This is a genomic window from Micromonospora sp. BQ11 (assembly GCF_052068135.1).
Classification (GTDB): domain Bacteria; phylum Actinomycetota; class Actinomycetes; order Mycobacteriales; family Micromonosporaceae; genus Micromonospora.
On the sequence record NZ_JBQHDB010000007.1, the window covers coordinates 333,428 to 352,572 of the forward strand.

The following is a 19,145-nucleotide window of genomic DNA, read 5'->3' on the forward strand; positions in this document are numbered from 1 at the left end:
CTAGCAAGCAGGCTCAGCCCTGGTCGGCACCGGTACGACGACGCTGGCGACGCTGCCCGGCGCGACCGGCGGCGAGGATCAGCGGGGCGAGCCGCAGCGCCACCCGAGGCAGCGCGTCGAACAGCCGGACCTGGGCGCCGCGCCAGCGGGGCATGCTGACCACCGGGCGCGGCCGGCGGGCGAGTCGGGCGGCCCGGCGGGCCACCCGCTCCGGGTCGAGCAGCGTCCCGGTGAAGGACGCCGCGGCCCCGGGGTCGTCGAGGCGGTCGTGCAGCATCGGCGTCCAGATCCCGTCCGGGCACAGGCAGGACACGTGTACGCCCCGGTGCCCGGCCAACCGCAGGTCGGCCAGCGTGCCGATGCTGAACGCGACGAGGGCGTGCTTGCTGGCCGCGTACACGGTCTCCCCGGGTGCGGCCACCAGACCGGCCAGCGAGACGACGCTGAGCACGTGCCCGTGGCCCTGCGCCCGCATCACGGCCAGCGCCGCCACGGTGCCGTTCATCGCGCCGAGGGCGTTGACCTCGATCACCCGGGCCCGGGTGGCGGCGTCCTGCTCCCAGGACGGGCCGGTCACGAGGATGCCGGCGTTGTTCACCCAGAGGCCGAGGCCGCCCCGGCCGGCCGCCTCGGCGGCGGTCTCGGCGCAGGCGGCCTCGTCGCGTACGTCCAGGGCACGGGACCACCCGCCGAGCGGTGCCGCGGTGGCGGCCACGGCGTCGCCGTCGAGGTCGGTGAGGAGCACCGTCCACCCGTCGGCGTGCAGTGCCGCCGCGATGGCGCGGCCGAGCCCGCCGGCGGCTCCGGTGACGACCGCCGCACCCCCGCCGGTCGGGGGTCGGGGAGCCGGTCCGGGTTGCGGTTCGGGCGCTGGTCCGGGGGTCGGCGTGGCCGCCGCGGTGGTCATCGGCGCACGCTACCGCCGGGGTACGCCCGTCCACCAGACCCGGCCCGACGGCCCCGCACCGTCCGCCGGACTGCTCAGGCGGGCGGGGACCCGACGGGTTGGGGGCGGTTCTCCCACTTGGTCGAGAGGGCGATGCTGGTGCGGGTGGAGGCGACGCCCGGGGTCCGGTTGAGCCGCATGATCAGCTGCTCCAGCTCCGCGATGGTGCCGACGCGGGCCTTGAGCAGGAACGACTCGACGCCGGCCATGAAGTAGCAGGACTCGATCTCCGGTATCGCCCGGAACCCCTCCAGGACGTCGTCGGTGTCCGCGCCGGAGTCCTCGACGATGCCGATCAGGGCGGTGACGCCGAGGCCGATGGTCTCCGGCTCGACCTCCGCCCGGTAGGCCCGGATGACACCGCTGGACTCCAGCTTGCCGACGCGTTCGTGCACGGCGGGCGCGGAGAGGCCCACCTGCCGGGCGAGTTCGGCATAGGAGAGGCGGGCGTTGCCGCGCAGCAGCTCAACGAGGCTCAGGTCGATCGCGTCCACGGACTGTAGACACTAGTCGCCCGGGCGTAACGCCGGGCGTCCGGCATCCGTTGAACATCACAGAAGGTCACAGTTCACTTACGCCCAGTCAAGGGAGCGTCCCACCGGTACCATTTACTAACTTCCCACTCAGTGCGTTTTTCGCGTTTGGCGGACAGGCCAGGTCGCTGGTGCTGTAATTGCCATACGTCCCTCATGACGGCTCTGGGCTCGCACCGGCCGGGGGCAGTGTGTTCAGCCGGGGGCTTCGTCGACGCGAGGAGGGGGCTGTGGACACTGGAGATCGCCTGCTGACACCGGGTGAGGTCGCCGCGCTGTTTCGGGTTGACCCGAAAACTGTGACGAGGTGGGCAGCGGCGGGCCGGATAGGCAGCATCCGGACTCCAGGCGGGCATCGCCGGTTTCGGGAATCCGAGGTGCGGGCCCTGCTTGAGGGGGAGGGCATGCTGGACGAGGCGGAGGACATGGGCAAGCCGCGCAACGCCGGCCCCGCCGCCTCGACCGGGCCGGGTCCGGCCAACGCCGGCATGTACTGAGAAGGTGCTGATCGGCGCGCGGACCGGGCGTCAGGTCCGGTCCGCGTTTCCTTCCGACCCGCTCCGGCCGCGGGCCACGCCGAGTTCACCAGCCCATCGCGTGAAGAGCGTGTGCGGTACGCCGAGGGCGTCGAGCACCTTTCCGGCGACGAAGTCCACGAGCTGTGCGGCGGTGGCCGTCGCCCCCGCGCCGTAGAAGCCCGGACTGGCCGGCAGCACCACCGCGCCCGCGTCGTGCAACGCGATCAGGTGCTCCAGGTGGCTGCGGGTCACCGGCGTCTCGCGGGGCACCACCACCACCGGCCGGCGCTCCTTGAGGTTGACCTCGGCGGCGCGTTGCAACAGGTCCTTGGACAGACCGATCGCGATCCCGGCGCAGGCGGCCGTGCTCGCCGGCACCACGACCATGCCGCGAACCCGGTAGGAGCCGCTGCTCGGCCCCGCCGCCAGGTCACCGGCCGGCCAGTAGCGCACGTCCGCGCCGGCCAGGTCCCGGTCCAGCCACGCGCCGAGGTCCTCGACCCAGTGCGCGTCCCGGAACGCGCGGCCGGTCTCGTCGAGCACGGTGAGCCGGGCAGCCCGGGACACGACCAGGTCCACCGGTTCCCCGGCGTCGAGGAGCGCCCGTACGACGGCCGCCGCGTACGGCGTGCCGGAGGCCCCGGAGACACCGACCACCCATGGTTCGCGCATGTCGTCCAGCCTGCCTGGTCGCCACCGCCCACCCGCGCGCACCCCCCGGCCGCCCTCCGACCGGTATGTGCTCGCCTGAGGCGATTACTCCCCGGTAGCCCCGATGTCCACCGGGTACTCGTGTCTCCTGTGGACCTGACATGCTGCCGAAGGCGAATTGTTCGGACAGACATCCCATGCGGGAGGAATCCGTGATCACCGGCGAGGTCCTCCGGTCCTTGCATGCCGAGTGTCCGATCCCGTCCCGACTGTCGCCCCACGCCGACCGGGTGCAGAGGTGGCTGGACGGTGAGCTGCTGCCGAGCCTCGAACTGCCGCTGAGCGCGACCGGGCACCGGCGGCTGGAGCGGGCCCGCTTCGCCTGGTACGCGGCCCGGCTGTACCCCGACGCGACCGAGGCCGACCTCCGGGTGATCACCGCCCTGTTCACCTGGTTCTTCCTGGTCGACGACCTCTGCGACGGGCCGGACCGGCTCACGCCGGACGAGGTCCGGACCCTGCGTACCGAGGTGCTGATCCTGCTCCGGGGAGGGCCGCGGCTCCGGCACGCCGGCCTCCCCGGCCCGCTGCGGCGGCTGCTGAGGCGGGCCTGGCGCGAGCCGCGACGCCGGATGCCGGCACGGTGGCGGAACCGCTTCGCCGACGCGGTCGCCCACCACCTCGACGGCACGTGGCGGGAGGCGGCGGGGAAGGCCGCCGGTCGCCGCCCCGACGTGGCCGGATACGTGGAACTGCGGCGGGCCACGTCGGCGGCGTACGTGTCGTACCCGCTGGTGGAGTTCGTGACGGGACGTCCGCTGCCCGATCCGGTCTACCACCACCCGCTGCTGACCCGGATCGCCGACACCGGCAACGACCTGCTCTCCTGGTACAACGACCTGGCCTCGCTGGAACGGGACCAGGCCACCTCGGGCGGGCACAACCTGGTGCTGGCGATCGCCGCCGAGGAACAGGTGCCCCTGGAGGTCGCCGTCGACCTCGTGGCGGAGCGCTGGCGCGAGTCGATGCGCCACTTCGTGGCGCTGCGCGCGGCCGTACCGTCGTTCGGGCCGGCCCTGGACGAGGCGGTCACCGACCATCTCGACGTGGTCGCCAACGCCGTCCGCGGCACCGTCGACTGGACCCTGGAGAGCGCCCGCTACGCGAGCGCCCTCACCGTCAGGGCCGCAGGTTGAGCCGGAGCACCAGGTCGAGCAGGGCGAAGGCGAACAGCGCGATGCCGACGAACCCGTTGGCGGTGAAGAAAGCCCGGTTGACCTTGCTCAGGTCGGTGGGGCTGACCACGACGTGCTGGTATCCGAAGGCGACGGCGGTGAGGGCCAGCCCGATCCACCACGGCCAGCCGAAGCCGACCAGCGCGCCGAACCAGACGAACAGCGCGAACGTCACCACGTGCGCCACGGTGGAGGCGTGCAGTGCGAAGCGCAGCCCGTACCGGGCCGGGACGCTGCGCACCCCGATCCGCCGGTCCACCTCCGCGTCCTGGCAGGCGTAGATCAGGTCGAAGCCGCCGATCCACAGGCCGACCGCCGCGCCCAGCAACCACGCCGGCCACGAGCCGTCGAGGGTGCCGGTGACGCCGAGCCACGCGCCGACCGGACCGACCGCCTGGGCGATCGCGAGGATCGCGTGCGGCCAGTTCGTGAACCGTTTGCCGTACGGGTAGACGACCAGCGGGACCACCGCGAGCGGCGCGAGCACCAGGCAGAGCGGGTTGAGCAGGGCGGCGGCGCCCAGGAAGACCACGAGCGCGACGGCCGCGCCGGTCCAGGCCGTCCGGACGCTCACCGCCCCGGTGACCAGTTCCCGGTTGGCCGTACGCGGGTTCCGCGCGTCGATCCGCCGGTCCAGGATCCGGTTGGCGGCCATCGCGAACGTCCGCGCCCCGACCATGGCGACGGTGATCAGCAGCAGGTCGAGCCAGCGCACCCGACCGCCGTTGACCTCCATCGCGGTTAGCGCGGACAGGTACGCGAAGGGCAGCGCGAAGACGGAGTGCTCGATCGCGACCAGCTTGAGGAAGGACTTGACCCGGCCCGGTCGCTCGGCCGGAGCGTCGAGGACCGCCATCAGAGCCCGTACTCCTTCCAGCGCTTGTCGACCAGGGAGACCACCTCGGGGCTCATGGTCATCTCCTCCGGCCAGCCCCGCGTGTAGCCCTCCGCCGGCAGCTTGCGGGTGGCGTCGACGCCCGCCTTGCCGCCCCAGAACTGCTGGTAGGACGAGTGGTCCAGGTGGTCCACGGGGCCTTCGGTGAGCAGCAGGTCCCGGGCGTAGTCGACGTTGCCGAAGGCGCGGAAGGCGACCTCGTCGTAGTCGTGCACGTCGCAGTCCTCGTCGACGATCACGATCAGCTTGGTCAGCGACATCAGGTGGGCGCCCCAGATCGCGTTCATGACCTTCTGGGCGTGCTTCGGGTAGCGCTTGCGGATCGAGACGATCGCGCAGTTGTGGAAGACGCCGGCCGCCGGCAGGTCGTAGTCGACGATGTCCGGGATCAGCAGCTTGAGCAGCGGCTGGAAGATCCGCTCGGTGGCCTTGCCGAGGCCGTGGTCCTCCTGCGGCGGCTTCGAGGTGACGATCGAGTGGTAGACCGGGTTCCGCTGCATCGTCATCGCCTCGATGTGCAGCACCGGGAACGGCTCCACCGGGGTGTAGTAGCCGGTGTGGTCGCCGAACGGGCCCTCGGGCAGCCGCTCGCCCGGCTCCAGGTAGCCCTCCAGCACGATCTGGGCGTGCGCCGGCACCTGCAACGGCACCGTCAGGCAGTCGACCATCTCGACCCGCTCGCCGCGCAGGAAGCCGGCGAACAGGTATTCGTCGATGTCACCCGGCAGGGGCGCGCTGGCCGCGTACGACACCACCGGGTCGCAGCCGATCGCGACCGCGACGGGCAGGCGCTGGCCGAGCCGCTCGGCGACCGCGTGGTGCGCGGTCGAGTCCTTGTGGATCTGCCAGTGCATGCCGAGGGTGTTGCGGCCGTGCTGCTGGAGGCGGTACAGGCCGAGGTTGCGCTTGCCGGTCTCCGGGTGCTTGGTGTGGGTCAGCCCGTAGTTGTGGAAGATCCCGCCGTCGCCCGGCCACACCTGGAGGCCGGGGAGCTTGTTCAGGTCGACGTCGTCGCCCCGGTAGACCACCTCCTGGCAGGGGGCGGTCTTCACCTTGCGCGGCGGCACCGACTTGAGCTGCATGACCTTGCCCAGACCCTCGCGGATGCCGGACCAGCCGACCGGCAGCTCCGGCTTGACCAGCGCGCCGATCCGGTCGCCGATCTCGTCCAGCGATTCGACGCCGAGCGCCATCGCCATCCGCTTCTCGGTGCCGAACAGGTTGATCGCGACCGGCATCTCACCCCGGGTGGGGTGTTCGAAGAGCAGCGCCGGCCCACCCTGGCGGACCGTCCGGGTGACGACCTCACTGATCTCCAGCGTGGGGTCGACCGGGACACTCACCCGCCGCAGCTCACCCGCCTTCTCCAGCGCCGCGAGGAAGTCCTTGAGATCGGTGTAGGGGAAGCCACGAGCCGCCATGCCTGCCAGTCTCCCGCACCAACCCGCCCCACGACCAAGCCGGGGGTGTGATGTAAGGAAGGGCCCCCTCTTAACGGCTCCGGTAGAGGAAGGGCCCCTTCTTAACGCCCGTCTCTGCCGGCACCCTGCCGAGCCGGACGGGCACCAGCCGATCCAGGTCAGGCGGCCGGCTCCCAGGCGTACGGCGCGAAGGGCGGATCGAGGGGTGCCCGGGTGAGTCGGTTGGCGAAGGTGGAGATGGTGTACGTGCCGACGCCGAGCACCACGTCGAGAGCCGCCCGGGGTTCGTGACCGGCGTCGAGGAAGGCACGCAGCTCGTCGTCGGGCACGGCACCGGCGCGGTCGAGGACGGCGAGGGTGAACCGCCGCAGCGCCTCCAGGCGGTCGTCGGACAGGGGCCCGCCGTCCCGTAGCGCTCGGATCGACGTCTCGTCGACGCCCAGCCGGACCAGGGTGGCCGTGTGCATCGCCACGCAGAGGTGGCACCGGTTGCGGGTGGCCACGGTGAGGACGACGACCTCCCGCTGGATCGGGTCGAGGCTGCTCGCCTCGAAGCTGGCGTTGGCGGCGAGGAACCCCGTGAGCAGCTCCGGGGAGCCGGCCATCAGGCCGACGGCGTCCGGCAGCCCGCCGAATTTCCGTGCGACGGCGTCGAGGGTCGGCCGGGCGGCGGCGGGGGCGGTCTCGCGAGTGTGCAGGGTGAAGGCGGACATGGCGGGCCTGCTTTCCGGTGTGGCGGGCGGCATGACGTACGATCGTCAACGTGGTTGTCGAAACAGTAAACCAGGTTGTCGTCCGTGGCAACGGCTGACCCCGGGAGGCCCGGCTTCCTGCTGCCCCTGCTGCTGCTCGCCGGCTTCCGTGCGCTCATCGACGACCTGCACGAGGAACTGGCCCGACAGGGGCATCCGGATCTGCGACCCCTGCACGGCTTCGTGCTCCAGGCCGTCGGCCCCGAGGGCACCACCGCGTCCGAGCTGGGTCAGCGCCTCGGCGTCTCGAAGCAGGCCGCCGGCAAGACCGTGGACCGGCTGGTCGCCCTCGGCTACCTGGACCGCGCAGACGATCCGCGGGACGCCCGGCGCAAGGTGGTCCGGCCGACCCCGCGCGGGCTGGACGGGCTGCGCCGCTCGGCAGCGATCTTCGACCAGCTACGACAGCGGTGGGTGGGCGAGCTCGGCGCGGACCGGGTCGCCGCGCTGGAGGACGACCTGCGGGCGGTCACCCCCGCCGACTTCTTCCGCCTCGACGTACCCGGCTGGTTCGGCGGCTGACCGACGGTCACCCGCAGAACCTGGAACCACGTGTCAGTCGAGGCCGCCGTACGAGTGCAGGCCCTCGAAGAAGATGTTCACGCCGAACAGGTTCATCAGCACGGTGAGGAAGCCGAGCACGGCGAGCCACGTCGCCACGTTCCGCTTGACGCTCGGCGTGGCCCGGGCGTGCAGGTAGCCGGCGTACACGACCCAGGAGATGAACGCCCAGGTCTCCTTCGGGTCCCAGCCCCACGGCCGGCCCCACGCCGCTTCGGCCCAGATCGCGCCCGCGATCACCGCGAAGGTGAAGACCGGGAAGGCGAAGGCGTGCAGCACGAACGTCAGCCGCTCCAGCGCCGCCGCCTCCGGCATCCGCTTCGCGAGGGTGTACGGGAAGCTGCGCCGGCCCTGCTCCCAGCCGGCCCGCATCAGGTACGCCACGGCGGGCACCACACCGAGCAGGAAGATGCCGGAGCTGAACACGATCGTCGAGACGTGGATGATGAACCAGTACGAGTTGAGCGCCGGCACCAGCGGCACGATCGGGGTGTAGAGCACCAGCTCGGCGGTGGCCAGCAGCAGCACCATCACCAGCGTGAGGAACAGCCCGAGGCGGCGCAGCGACGGCCGCTTCCACAGCACGCCCAGCCAGCCGGCCGCCCCGATGAACGAGACCGTCAGCACGAACTCGTACATGTTGCCCCAGGGCATCCGGTCGGCGGCGAGGCCGCGGGTGACCAGGGCGGCGAGGTGCAGCAGGGCGGCCACGGCGGTGGCGCCGAGGGCGATCCGGCCGGCCAGCCGGGCCCGCGCCGCGGTGCGCTCGGCGGGGGTGGGCGTACCGGTGGCGGGAGCCTGCGTCGTCGTCCCGCCGGCGGCGCCGACACCGGCGCCGACCAGTTCCCGGGCGGGCGCGGCGACCGTGCGGGCGCGCGCGTTGCCGAGCGCGTACTCGACGGCGTGGCTGATCATCGCGATCAGGTACGCCAGGATCGCGAACGTCACCAACTGGTCGGAGAGTGCGGACATCACTCGGCTCCTTCTCGCGCTCCGGCCCGGTCGTCGTCGCGACCGGCACCGGCCCGCTGGTCCCGCTCCCCCGCACCGCCGACGGCGGCGACGAGGGACGCGAACTCGTCGGCGAACCCGGGATGGTCGGTGCGCGGCAGGCCACCGGCCTCGACCAAACTACTACCGCTCGTCGGAGATCCACCCGCGGGGTCGGCCGCGCCCACCCGGAAGAAGACCCGCCGACGGCGCCCGAAGAGCGAGCCCATCAGGCCGATCAACAGGGCGCCGGAGCTGACCAGCAGCAGCGTCGCGCCCGGGTCGTACCGGACCGAGAGCACGACGTACGGCTCGGTGCCGAGGAACTCGACCGTCGTGCCGTCGTCCAGGGTCCAGGCCTCGCCCTTCTTCAGCAGCTTGGCGCCGACCTCCTTGACCTTGCCGGCCCGGACCTGCCGCTGGTCCAGCTCGTACACGCTGCCGGGGATACCGGCGTCCAGACCGAGGTTCCCCCGGTACGCGACGAGGTTCAGCGTCGGGTTCCGCTCGGTCGGGAACTCCGACCGGACGAACGGGCCCTCCTGCGGAGCAGTCGGCAGGTAGAGGCCGGTGAAGGCCACCTGGAGGTTCGGGTCCCGCTTGCCGGTGGCCGGGTCGACGTTGGCGTCCGGGAAGTCGGCCAGACCCTCGCCGGTCAACCCCACGTCGCCGGTGCTGAGGAACGGCTTGGTGCTGGTCTGGCTCTGGCCGAACCGGTCGGTGTACCGGATCACCGGGGCGTACCCGTGGCCGAGCAGGTAGACGTTCGCACCGTCCAGGCGCAGCGGGGAGTTGACCGAGAAATCGGCCTGCCGGCTCGCCGCGCCCTCCTCGTCGACCGTCACGGTGGCGTTGAAGGACTCCGGCTGGCCGTTGGACTCCAGGAACCGTGCCTCGAAGTCGTCCAGCCGGATGCAGAACGGCGGCAGGTCGACGTCGTCGACGCGGGGCCCGAACTTCGTCTCGGCGTACTGCTGGGTGGTGTTGCAGAACCCGTTGTCCGGCCCGGCGACCAGCAGCTTGTTGCCGCTCCACCCGTACCAGGAGCCGAGCGCGACACCGACCAGCACCACCACCAGCGAGGAGTGGAAGAGCAGGTTGCCGGTCTCCTTCAGGTAGCCCTTCTCGGCGGAGACCTCGTCGCCGCGGACGACCACCCGCCAGCGCCGCCGGCGCAGCGCCTCGGCGATCGCGCCCGCGCCGCCGGCCGGGGCGGCGAAGACGGCGTGCTGCGGCAGCCGGTCCAGCCGCTTCGGCGCGACCGGCGGCTTCGACCACAGCGCGCGGACGTGGTCCCGCAGCCGGGGGGTGATGCAGCCGATCAGCGAGGTGAACAGCAGCACGTAGATCGCGGAGAACCACACCGAGCCGAACGCCTCGAAGGCGCCGATCCGGTCCAGCACGGGGGCCAGGTCGGGGTGCGCGACGAAGTAGTCCCGCACGTCCTCCGGGTTGACGCCGCGCTGGGGCAGCACCGAGCCGGGGATCGCGGCGACCGCGAGCAGGAAGAGCAGCACCAGCGCCGTACGCATGCTGGTGAGCTGCCGCCACGAGTTGCGCAGCAGGGCCAGCAGCCGGTTGGGGCGACGCCGGGGCGCCTCGGCCGGTGTCGCCGGCCGCTCGTCCACGACGGTCATCAGATGCTCACCTCACCCACCCCGACGGTGGTCTGCAACCAGATCACGATGTTGGTCCAGCCGCCGGTGACCAGCGCGAGGCCGATCAGGATCAGCAGGGCGCCGCCGACCCGGGTCACCCACCGGCTGTTGCGCCGGACGGCGCGGAAGACCCCGAGCAGGCGCTGGAAGCCCAGCCCGAAGACGACGAACGGTATCCCCAGCCCGAGGCAGTACGCCACGGCGAGCACCACGGCCCGGTCGGTCTGACCGCTGGTGGCGGCCAGGCCGAGCACCGCACCGAGGGTCGGCCCGACGCAGGGCACCCAGCTGAGCGCGAACACCGCGCCGAGAACCGGGGCGCCGAGCAGGCCGGCCGCCGGCAGCCGGTGGATCCGGAACTCGCGTTGCATGCCGGGGACCACCCCGAGGTAGCTCAGACCCAGCACGACGATCAGCGCCCCGACGACGATCTCCACCGTCCGCTCGTGCTGGACGAAGACCCGGCCGACGCTGGAGAAAAGGATGGCGGTGGCGGTGAAGACGACGGTGAAGCCGGCGATGAACAGCAGCGTCCCGGCGAGCACCCGCCCCTTGACGGCGGCGGCCTCGGCGCGGGTCGTACGCTCCCGCACCGCCACGTCCGCGCCGCCACCCCCGGTGTTAAGAAGGGGCCCTTCCTCTACCGGAGGCGTTAACGGGGGGCCCTTCCTTTCACTGCGGCCTTCGAGGTCGGCGCCGGCCAGGCCGGTGACGTAGGACAGGTAGCCCGGCATCAGCGGCAGGACGCACGGGGACAGGAAGCTGACCAGGCCGGCCAGCGCCGCCGCGCCGATGGCCAGCAGCAACGGGCCGGACTGGGCGAGGGTGCCGAAGGTCTCGCCCATCAGCGTTGGCCGGTCGGCGCGGACGACTCCGCGGCGATCCGCTCGACGATGGGCTGGAGGCCCTCCTGGGTGACCGCGGCCCGGATCACCGCGGCGATCCGGCCCTCCCGGTCGAGGATCACGGTCGCCGGAATGGTGTTCGGCGGGATGTCCAGAGCCAGCGCCAGCTTGCTCGGCGGGTCGAAGAGGCTCGGGTAGGTGACCCGGCCCCGGTCGAACGCCTTCGCCTTGTCCCGCTGGTCCTGCACGTTGATGCCCAGGAAGGCCACACCGGAGTCCCTGGTGGCCTGGTACGTGTTCTCCAGGTCGTCCGCCTCGGCCCGGCACGGGTTGCACCAGGAGCCCCAGAAGTTGACCACGACGACCCGGCCCCGGTCCCGCGCCACGTCGTAGCTGCCGCCGGTGAGCAGCTCACCGGCGAGCTTCGGGGCCGCGGACCGCTGGTCGGGGGCGCACTCGACGATGCCGTCCCGGGTGGCGCAGGTCTCCTCCGCGCTCTTCGAGGAGCAGGCGGTCAGCGACACCGCCGCGACGGCGGTGAGCAGACCGGCGGTCCACCTCCGGGCGTTCATGTCAGGCTCCCTTGGCCGTCCGGGCGGTCGGCGACATCGCGATCAGGTGCGCAGCCGGCTCGGAGTAACCGATCCCGACCACCTTGGCGCCGTCGAAGTGGAACGAGGTGAGACTGGCCAGGCCGCACTGCCGCCGGCGCGGGTCGTGCCAGAGCCGCTTGCGCTCGACGTACCGGCGCAGGGTCCAGATCGGCAGCTGGTGCGAGACCAGCACCGCCTCGCGCCCCTCGGCGGCCACCCGCGCGGCGTGCAGGGCGGCGAACATCCGCTCCGCGATCACGCGGTACGCCTCGCCCCAGGACGGGGTCACCGGGTCGCGCAGCACCCACCAGTTGCGCGGGTCGCGGAACGACCCGTCCCCGGGGGAGACCTTCTTGCCCTCGAACCAGTTGGCGCTCTCGATGAGCCGCTCGTCCACCCCGACCGGCAGCCCGAACTGGGCCGCGATCGGTTCGGCGGTCTGCTGGGCGCGCTCCAGCGGGCTGGCCACCACGTGCACGACCTCCCGCTCGGCCAGCCCCTGCGCGGCGGCCTTGGCCATCTGCACGCCCAGCTCGGAGAGGCGGAAACCGGGCAGCCGGCCGTAGAGGATCTGGTCGGGGTTGTACACCTCGCCGTGCCGCAGCACGTGGACCACCGTCTTGCTCACCGTTGTCTACCCCCCGTGACCCGCTGCTGCCGCCGCGTTCGCCGCCGACGGCAGCGCCCCGGCGATCTGCTCCAGAGCGGCGTCGTCGATCGCCGCCGACACGAACCACGACTCGAACGCGCTCGGCGGCAGGTAGACGCCGGCGGCGAGCATCGCGTGGAAGAACGCCTTGAACGCGGGCACCTGCTGGGTGCGGGCGCTGTCGTAGTCGACCACGTCGGCGTCGGTGAAGAAGATCGAGAACATGTTGCCCGCGTACGACAGCCGGTGCGGAACCCCGGCGGCGGCCAGCGCGTCCGCGGCGAGCTTGCCCACGACGGCGGCCGTGGAGTCCAGCTTGCGGTAGAGCGCGTCGTCGGCCAGCCGCAGCGTGGCCAGGCCGGCGGCGCAGGCCAGCGGGTTACCGGAGAGGGTGCCGGCCTGGTAGACCGGGCCGGCGGGAGCCAGCCGCGCCATGACCTCCGCGCGCCCGCCGAACGCCGCGGCGGGCAGGCCACCCCCCATGACCTTGCCGTACGTCCACAGGTCGGCGTCGGAGGCGTCGAGGCCGTGCCACCCGGCGCGGGAGACCCGGAACCCGGTCATCACCTCGTCGACGATGAGCAGCGCGCCGTGCGCGTGGGCGATCGCGGCGAGCCGCTGGTTGAAGTCGTCGCGGGGCGCGACCACGCCCATGTTGCCGGCGGCGGCCTCGGTGATGACCGCCGCGATGTGCTGCCCCTCGGCGGCGAAGGCGGCCTCCACGGCGGCGATGTCGTTGTACGGCAGGACGATGGTGTCGCCGGCCGCCGCGCCCGTCACGCCGGGCGAGTCGGGCAGACCGAGGGTCGCGACGCCGGAGCCGGCGGCGGCGAGCAGCGCGTCGGAGTGCCCGTGGTAGCAGCCGGAGAACTTGACGATCCTGGCGCGGCCGGTGAAGCCCCGGGCCAGCCGGATCGCCGACATCGTCGCCTCGGTGCCCGAATTGACCAGCCGGACCTGCTCCACCGGGGTGCGGTCGACGATCTCGGCGGCCAGCTCCACCTCACCGGGCGTCGGCGTGCCGAAGCTGGTGCCCTTCGTGGCGGCCTCGCGTACGGCCTCCACCACCTCGGGGTGGGCGTGCCCGAGGATCAGCGGCCCCCAGGAGCAGACCAGGTCGACGTAGCGCCGGCCGTCCGCGTCGTACATCCAGGGGCCCTCCCCCCGGACCATGAAGCGCGGCGTGCCGCCGACGGCACGGAACGCGCGCACGGGGGAGTTCACCCCGCCCGGCACGATGGCCGTGGCGCGGTCGAACAGGGCCTCGGAGGCCGGCGCGTCGGCGGGGTAGCGGCCGGACCCGGCGGGAAACATATCGGTCACGATGCCGCCATTGTGTCAGCGTCGGACGGCCAATCGGCAGCCACCCCGCGTGGGGCGTTACCAGTCTCACGCCGAGACCCGGCCGGGCCGTCGCCCCGGCGCACGGCTGATCGCCTCGACAGGCCCGCGTCACGAGATCGCGCTAGGCTGGCCGGGTGGATCGTGCCGAACTGTCCATCACCCTGCACCGGACGGGAGACGAAGCCGTGCTTCGCCTCGCCGGTGAGATCGACATGCTCACGGCCGCCCAGCTGGCGACGATCGTCAACGAGGTCCTGGCCGACCCACCCCCGCGGATCGTGCTCGACCTCGGCGGGATCACCTTCTGCGACTCCCAGGGCCTGGGCACGCTCGTCGTGCTGAGCCGGAAGGCCAGTCACGCACGGAGCCTGCTGATCCTCACCAACGTCGGCGACTTCCTGCTCCGCGTCCTGGACATCACCGGCCTGCGCTCGGCCCTGATGGTCCGCAACGAGTCCCCCACCAGCTGACCCCCGCTCAGGGGGTGCTGCCCCAGCGGGCCTGTTCGAGGAGTTCCACCGCGCGGTCCCGCGCGTCCGGGTCGTCGTCGGCGCGCAGCAGCGCGGTGGCCTCGTCGACCGCGTCGGTCAGCACCCGCAACTGGCTGTCGCGCTCCCGGACCAGGTCCGACTGGGCGGCGAGCTGGCGGCTCTTGACCCACAGCTCGACGAAGACCGAGACCTTGGCGCGCAGCACCCACGGGTCGAACGGCTTGGTGAGGTAGTCGACCGCGCCCACCGCGTAGCCGCGGAGCGCGAGCTGCGCGTCCCGGTCGGCGGCGGTGAGGAAGATGATCGGCACGTGGCGCGTACGCTCCCGGCGCTTGATGTGACTGGCGGTCTCGAAACCGTCCATGTCCGGCATCTGAGCGTCGAGCAGGATCACCGCGAAGTCGTCGACCAGCAGCTGCTTCAGCGCCGCCTCGCCGCTCTCGACCGCCACCGACTGGACCGGCAGGCCCTGGAGGATCGCCTCCAGGGCCATCAGGTTCTCCCGTCGGTCGTCCACCAGCAGCGCCTTGGCCATCTGGGTCACGAACTCTCCTCGTTCCGACTGCCGCTGATCCAGGACGCCATCAGCTCGATCAGCTGGTCCAGGTCCACCGGCTTGGTGATGTAGTCACTACCCCCGGCGGCCAGCGCCGACTCGCGGTCGCCGGGCATCGCCTTCGCGGTCAGGAAGACGATCGGCAGGTCCGCGAAGCGGTGGTTGCGCCGGATCTGCCGTGTCGTCTCGTAACCGTCCTGCTCGGGCATCATGGCATCCATCAGCACGATGTCCACCTCCGGATGCTCGGCCAGCAGGCGGACACCGTCCGCCCCGTTGTCCGAGTACAGCACGGCCATCCCGTGCAGTTCCAATGCGCTGGTCAGCGCGAAGACGTTCCGGACGTCGTCGTCCACGATCAGCACCGTCGCGCCGTCCAGCCGGCGGGTGGCCGGCGCCTCCGTCCGCTGCGGCAGCAGCTCCATCGGCGGCATCAGCAGCGACGAGGGCAGGCCGGCCCGCTGCGGGGACGGCGCCGCCGGCGCCACCACCGCGTCCGGCGCCAGGACATCGGGTACGAAGAGGGTGAATGTCGAGCCCTGCCCGGGCGCCGACGAGACGGTGATCGCCCCGCCGAGCAGCCGCGCCAAATCCCGACTGATCGACAGGCCCAGGCCCGTGCCGCCGAAGCGGCGGCTGGTGGTGCCGTCGGCCTGCTGGAACGCCTCGAAGATGATCGACAGCTTGTCGTCGGAGACGCCGATGCCGGTGTCGATCACGGTGAACGCGATCACCTGCCGGGCGTTCGTGAGCGCCGGCACGTCGAACACCGCGTTCTCCGGTGCCGGTGCGATCCGCAGCGTCACCGCGCCGTTGTCGGTGAACTTCACCGCGTTGGAGAGCAGGTTGCGCAGGATCTGCTGCAGCCGCTGGGCGTCGGTCACCAGCGCCGGCGGCAGGTCCTTGCTGACGCGTACCTGGAAGTCCAGGCCCTTCTCCTCGGCCTGCGGCGCGAACGCCTGCTCGACGTAGCTGCGGATCTCGGCGAACCGGATCTCGGTCGGCTCGACGTCCATCCGACCGGCCTCGATCTTGGACAGGTCCAGGATGTCGTCGATCAGGGACAGCAGGTCCGAGCCGGCGCTGTGGATCGTCCGGGCGAACTCGGTCTGCTTCGGCGTGAGGTTCCGCTCCGAGTTCTCGGCCAGCAGCCGGGCCAGCAGGAGCAGCGAGTTCAGCGGCGTCCGCAGCTCGTGGCTCATGTTGGCCAGGAACTCCGACTTGTACGCCGAGGCGCGGGTGAGCTGCTGCGCCTTCTCCTCCAGGCCGAGCCGGGCCAGCTCGATCTCCCGGTTCTTCGTCTCGATGTTGCCCTTCTGCTCGGACAGCAGGGTGGCCTTCTCCTCCAGCTCGGCGTTGGTGCGCTGCAACTCCGCCGACTGTTCCTGCAGCTCGTGGGCGAGCCGCTGGGACTGGGCGAGCAGTTCCTCCGTACGCCGGTTGGCCTGGATGGTGTTGACCGCGATGCCGATGGTGAGCACCAGCCGCTCCAGGAAGGAGAGGTGCAGCTCGGAGAAGCTCTGCACGCTGGCGAACTCGATGACCCCCAGCAGCTCGCCCTCGAAGAGGACCGGCAGCACGACCAGGTCGGACGGCGGCGTGTCGGCAAGGCCGGAACGCAGCGTCAGGCGGGCGTCCGGCGCGGCGCCGACCCGGATCGTGCGCCGGGACAGCGCGGTCTGCCCGACCAGCCCCTCGCCCGGGCCGAACGTGACGTCGTGCCCGCGGGCCACGTATCCGTACGAGGCGGTCAGCCGCAGCCGGACGCTGCCGTCGGAGGTGTCCGCCAGGAAGAACGCGCCGAGCTGCGCGTCGACCAGCGGGGTGACCTCCATCATGATCATCCGGCAGACCTCGCCCAGGTCCCGCTGGCCCTGTAGCAGACCACCGATGCGCGCCAGGTTGGAGTCCAGCCAGCCCTGCTCGGCGTTCTTCTTGGTCGTCTCCCGGAGGGTGACGATCATCTGGTTGATGTTGTCCTTCAGCTCGGCGACCTCGCCCTGCGCCTTGACCGCAATCCGCTGGGTCAGGTCGCCCCGGGTCACCGAGGTGGACACCTGGGAGATCGCCCGCAGCTGGGTGGTCAGCGTCGAGGCGAGCTGGTTGACGTTCTCGGTGAGGTCCCGCCAGGTGCCGGAGACGCCCTTGACCTGCGCCTGGCCACCGAGCTTGCCCTCGATGCCGACCTCGCGCGCCACCCGGGTGACCTCGTCGGCGAACGACGACAGCTGGTCGACCATCGTGTTGACCGTCGACTTCAGCTCCAGGATCTCGCCCTGCGCGTCGACGGTGATCTTCTGGCTCAGGTCGCCCTTGGCCACGGCGGTCGTGACCGAGGCGATGTTCCGCACCTGGCTGGTCAGGTTCGACGCCATCGAGTTCACGTTGTCGGTCAGGTCCCGCCACGTACCCGAGACGCCCTTGACCTGCGCCTGACCACCGAGCTTGCCCTCGGTGCCCACCTCACGTGCCACCCGGGTGACCTCGTCGGCGAACGACGACAACTGGTCGACCATCGTGTTGACCGTCGACTTCAGCTCCAGGATCTCGCCCTGCGCGTCGACGGTGATCTTCTGGCTCAGGTCACCCTTCGCGACCGCGGTGGAGACCTGGGCGATGTTGCGGACCTGGGCGGTCAGGTTCGACGCCATCGAGTTCACGTTGTCGGTCAGGTCCCGCCAGGTGCCGGCGACGCCGCGTACCTGGGCCTGACCACCGAGCTTGCCCTCGGTGCCCACCTCACGGGCCACCCGGGTGACCTCGTCGGCGAACGACGACAACTGGTCGACCATCGTGTTGACCGTCGACTTCAGCTCCAGGATCTCGCCCTGCGCGTCGACGGTGATCTTCTGGCTCAGGTCGCCCTTGGCCACGGCGGTCGTGACCGAGGCGATGTTCCGCACCTGGCTGGTCAGGTTCGACGCCATCGAGTTCACGTTGTCGGTCAGGTCCCGCCACGTACCGGAGACGCCCTTGACCTGCGCCTGACCGCCCAGCTTGCCCTCGGTGCCCACCTCGCGGGCCACCCGCGTCACCTCGTCGGCGAACGAGGAGAGCTGGTCCACCATCGTGTTGACGGTGTTCTTGAGCTCCAGGATCTCGCCCTGCGCGTCGACGGTGATCTTCTGGCTCAGGTCGCCCTTCGCCACCGCGGTGGAGACCTGGGAGATGTTGCGGACCTGGCTGGTCAGGTTGCCGGCGAGCTGGTTGACGTTCTCCGTCAGGTCCCGCCAGGTGCCGGAGACGCCGCGAACCTGGGCCTGACCGCCGAGCTTGCCCTCGATGCCCACCTCACGCGCCACCCGCGTGACCTCGTCGGCGAACGACGACAACTGGTCCACCATCGTGTTGACGGTGTCCTTCAGCTCCAGGATCTCGCCCTGGGCGGCCACCGTGATCTTCTGGCTGAGGTCGCCCCGGGCGACCGCCGTGGACACCTGGGCGATGTTCCGGACCTGGGCGGTCAGGTTCGACGCCATCGAGTTGACGCTGTCGGTCAGGTCCTTCCAGGTGCCGGCCACGTTCGGCACGTCGGCCTGCCCGCCGAGCTTCCCCTCGGTGCCCACCTCGCGCGCCACCCGGGTCACCTGCTCGGCGAAGAGCCGCAGCGTGTCGGTGAGCGAGTTCATCGTGTCGGCCAGCTCGGCGACCTCGCCGCGGGCGCTGACCGTGATCTTCTGCGACAGGTCGCCCTTCGCCACCGCCGTCGCCACCTGTGAGATAGACCGCACCTGGCCGGTCAGGTTCGACGCCATGGTGTTCACCGAGTCGGTGAGGTCCTTCCAGGTGCCGGCGACGCCACGGACGTCGGCCTGGCCACCCAGCTTGCCCTCGGTGCCCACCTCCCGGGCCACCCGCGTCACCTCGTTCGAGAACGACGACAGCTGGTCGACCATCGTGTTCACCGTGCGGCCGATGCGCAGGTACTCACCGCGCAGCGGCCGCCCGTCGATCTCCAGCGCCATGTGCTGCGACAGGTCGCCGTCGGCCACCGCCACGATCACCCGGGCGATCTCCGTGGTCGGCCGGCCGAGGTCGTCGATCAGCGAGTTGACCGCCCGTTGCCCCTCCGCCCAGGAACCGTCCAGCCCCTCGTCGTCCAAGCGCTCGGTGAGCCGACCGTCCCGGCCGACGATGCGACTGATCCGGCGCAGGTCGAGGTACTGCCGCTCCTGGAGCGAGACGACCTCGTTGAAGGCGTCGGCCACCTCGCCGGCCCGGCCCGCCCGCCGGGGCAACCGGACCTTGAGGTCGCCACGGCGCACCCGCCGCAGCGCCTCGGTCAGCTCGACGAGGACCGCCTCGTGGTCGGGCGCGGACTGGTCGGCCGTCACCGACTGTTTCGCCGTGGTCATCATCCCTCGCTCAGGGTCGGGGGGCCGTCGGCTCGTGTCGGCACGCCGGCCACCCCATATTGTGCCCGCCACCTCGGACGCGCCAGGTCGGCGCGCGGTCGGGTCGTACCCCCCGGCGGGTCGGGGTGCGGGTCCGGCTTGGCACTCGAGGG

The 19,145-nt window shown here is 71.6% G+C and carries 18 protein-coding genes; 4 read left to right on the plus strand and 14 right to left on the minus strand.

Annotated features, from left to right (window positions below):
* Nucleotides 1-13: 13 nt before the first annotated feature.
* Together ACTMSW_RS17835 and ACTMSW_RS17840 are read right to left on the minus strand one after the other, a co-directional pair.
* A complete protein-coding gene (locus ACTMSW_RS17835) occupies nt 14-907 on the minus strand; it encodes an SDR family oxidoreductase (protein WP_441181727.1) in 894 nt (297 codons plus the stop codon).
* A gap of 74 nt (nt 908-981) precedes the next feature.
* The gene (locus tag ACTMSW_RS17840; protein WP_357034501.1) at nt 982-1,440 is read right to left on the minus strand and encodes an Lrp/AsnC family transcriptional regulator; all 459 of its coding nucleotides are present in this window, start codon (nt 1,438-1,440) and stop codon (nt 982-984) included.
* A gap of 269 nt (nt 1,441-1,709) precedes the next feature.
* On the opposite strand from ACTMSW_RS17840, the gene ACTMSW_RS17845 reads away from it, so the two are divergent.
* Complete coding sequence (locus tag ACTMSW_RS17845; protein ID WP_357034504.1) at nt 1,710-1,976, plus strand: BldC family transcriptional regulator; 267 nt, start codon at nt 1,710-1,712, stop codon at nt 1,974-1,976.
* A 30-nt stretch (nt 1,977-2,006) separates the two neighbouring features.
* Here the strand turns inward: ACTMSW_RS17845 and ACTMSW_RS17850 are convergent, their stop codons facing one another.
* Complete coding sequence (locus ACTMSW_RS17850; protein WP_441181728.1) at nt 2,007-2,669, minus strand: UbiX family flavin prenyltransferase; 663 nt, start codon at nt 2,667-2,669, stop codon at nt 2,007-2,009.
* Between the two features lie 176 nt (nt 2,670-2,845).
* On the opposite strand from ACTMSW_RS17850, the gene ACTMSW_RS17855 reads away from it, so the two are divergent.
* Entirely contained in the window at nt 2,846-3,844 is a 999-nt protein-coding gene (locus ACTMSW_RS17855; RefSeq protein WP_441181729.1) for a terpene synthase family protein, read from the plus strand.
* Here the strand turns inward: ACTMSW_RS17855 and mqnP are convergent.
* The 3 genes from mqnP to ACTMSW_RS17870 form a co-directional block, all read right to left on the minus strand.
* A complete protein-coding gene (gene mqnP / locus ACTMSW_RS17860) occupies nt 3,828-4,739 on the minus strand; it encodes a menaquinone biosynthesis prenyltransferase MqnP (RefSeq protein ID WP_441181730.1) in 912 nt (303 codons plus the stop codon). The genes ACTMSW_RS17855 and mqnP overlap by 17 nt on opposite strands.
* On the minus strand, nt 4,739-6,199 hold the full coding sequence (locus ACTMSW_RS17865; protein ID WP_441181731.1) for a menaquinone biosynthesis decarboxylase: 1,461 nt from the start codon (nt 6,197-6,199) through the stop codon (nt 4,739-4,741). The genes mqnP and ACTMSW_RS17865 overlap by 1 nt, the downstream gene beginning before the upstream one ends.
* Nucleotides 6,200-6,357: 158 nt before the next feature.
* On the minus strand, nt 6,358-6,912 hold the full coding sequence (locus ACTMSW_RS17870) for a carboxymuconolactone decarboxylase family protein (RefSeq protein WP_441181732.1): 555 nt from the start codon (nt 6,910-6,912) through the stop codon (nt 6,358-6,360).
* Nucleotides 6,913-6,996: 84 nt separating this feature from the next.
* On the opposite strand from ACTMSW_RS17870, the gene ACTMSW_RS17875 reads away from it, so the two are divergent.
* Nucleotides 6,997-7,473 (plus strand): MarR family winged helix-turn-helix transcriptional regulator, encoded by a 477-nt coding sequence (locus tag ACTMSW_RS17875; RefSeq protein ID WP_441181733.1) that lies wholly within the window; start codon nt 6,997-6,999, stop codon nt 7,471-7,473.
* Nucleotides 7,474-7,506: 33 nt separating this feature from the next.
* On the opposite strand, the gene ccsB is transcribed toward ACTMSW_RS17875, so the two are convergent.
* From ccsB to hemL, 6 genes are read right to left on the minus strand one after another with little or no spacing between them, the layout of a single operon-like run.
* Nucleotides 7,507-8,484 (minus strand): c-type cytochrome biogenesis protein CcsB, encoded by a 978-nt coding sequence (gene ccsB / locus ACTMSW_RS17880; RefSeq protein WP_441181734.1) that lies wholly within the window; start codon nt 8,482-8,484, stop codon nt 7,507-7,509.
* Nucleotides 8,484-10,139 (minus strand): cytochrome c biogenesis protein ResB, encoded by a 1,656-nt coding sequence (resB, locus tag ACTMSW_RS17885; protein WP_441181735.1) that lies wholly within the window; start codon nt 10,137-10,139, stop codon nt 8,484-8,486. The genes ccsB and resB overlap by 1 nt, the downstream gene beginning before the upstream one ends.
* Nucleotides 10,139-11,005: a cytochrome c biogenesis CcdA family protein gene (locus ACTMSW_RS17890; RefSeq protein ID WP_441181736.1), complete on the minus strand. Its 867-nt coding sequence runs from the start codon at nt 11,003-11,005 to the stop codon at nt 10,139-10,141. The genes resB and ACTMSW_RS17890 overlap by 1 nt, the downstream gene beginning before the upstream one ends.
* Nucleotides 11,005-11,577 carry a TlpA family protein disulfide reductase gene (locus ACTMSW_RS17895; protein ID WP_441181737.1) on the minus strand — a complete coding sequence of 191 codons (573 nt, stop codon included), beginning with the start codon at nt 11,575-11,577 and terminating at the stop codon, nt 11,005-11,007. The genes ACTMSW_RS17890 and ACTMSW_RS17895 overlap by 1 nt, the downstream gene beginning before the upstream one ends.
* A 1-nt stretch (nt 11,578) precedes the next feature.
* Nucleotides 11,579-12,226, minus strand: a complete 648-nt coding sequence (locus ACTMSW_RS17900) for a histidine phosphatase family protein (RefSeq protein WP_441181738.1) — start codon at nt 12,224-12,226, stop codon at nt 11,579-11,581.
* Nucleotides 12,227-12,232: 6 nt separating this feature from the next.
* On the minus strand, nt 12,233-13,570 hold the full coding sequence (gene hemL / locus ACTMSW_RS17905) for a glutamate-1-semialdehyde 2,1-aminomutase (protein WP_441181739.1): 1,338 nt from the start codon (nt 13,568-13,570) through the stop codon (nt 12,233-12,235).
* A 155-nt stretch (nt 13,571-13,725) separates the two neighbouring features.
* Here hemL and ACTMSW_RS17910 point away from each other — a divergent pair, with 155 nt between their 5' ends.
* Nucleotides 13,726-14,061, plus strand: a complete 336-nt coding sequence (locus ACTMSW_RS17910; RefSeq protein ID WP_441181740.1) for an STAS domain-containing protein — start codon at nt 13,726-13,728, stop codon at nt 14,059-14,061.
* 7 nt (nt 14,062-14,068) lie between these two features.
* Here ACTMSW_RS17910 and ACTMSW_RS17915 read toward each other — a convergent pair whose 3' ends face one another.
* Both ACTMSW_RS17915 and ACTMSW_RS17920 read right to left on the minus strand, forming a co-directional pair.
* Nucleotides 14,069-14,626, minus strand: a complete 558-nt coding sequence (locus tag ACTMSW_RS17915; RefSeq protein ID WP_441181741.1) for a response regulator — start codon at nt 14,624-14,626, stop codon at nt 14,069-14,071.
* Nucleotides 14,623-18,993, minus strand: coding sequence for a HAMP domain-containing protein (locus ACTMSW_RS17920; RefSeq protein ID WP_441181742.1), 4,371 nt, complete (start codon nt 18,991-18,993; stop codon nt 14,623-14,625). Before ACTMSW_RS17920 ends, ACTMSW_RS17915 begins: the two co-directional genes overlap by 4 nt.
* Between the last annotated feature and the right edge of the window lie 152 nt (nt 18,994-19,145).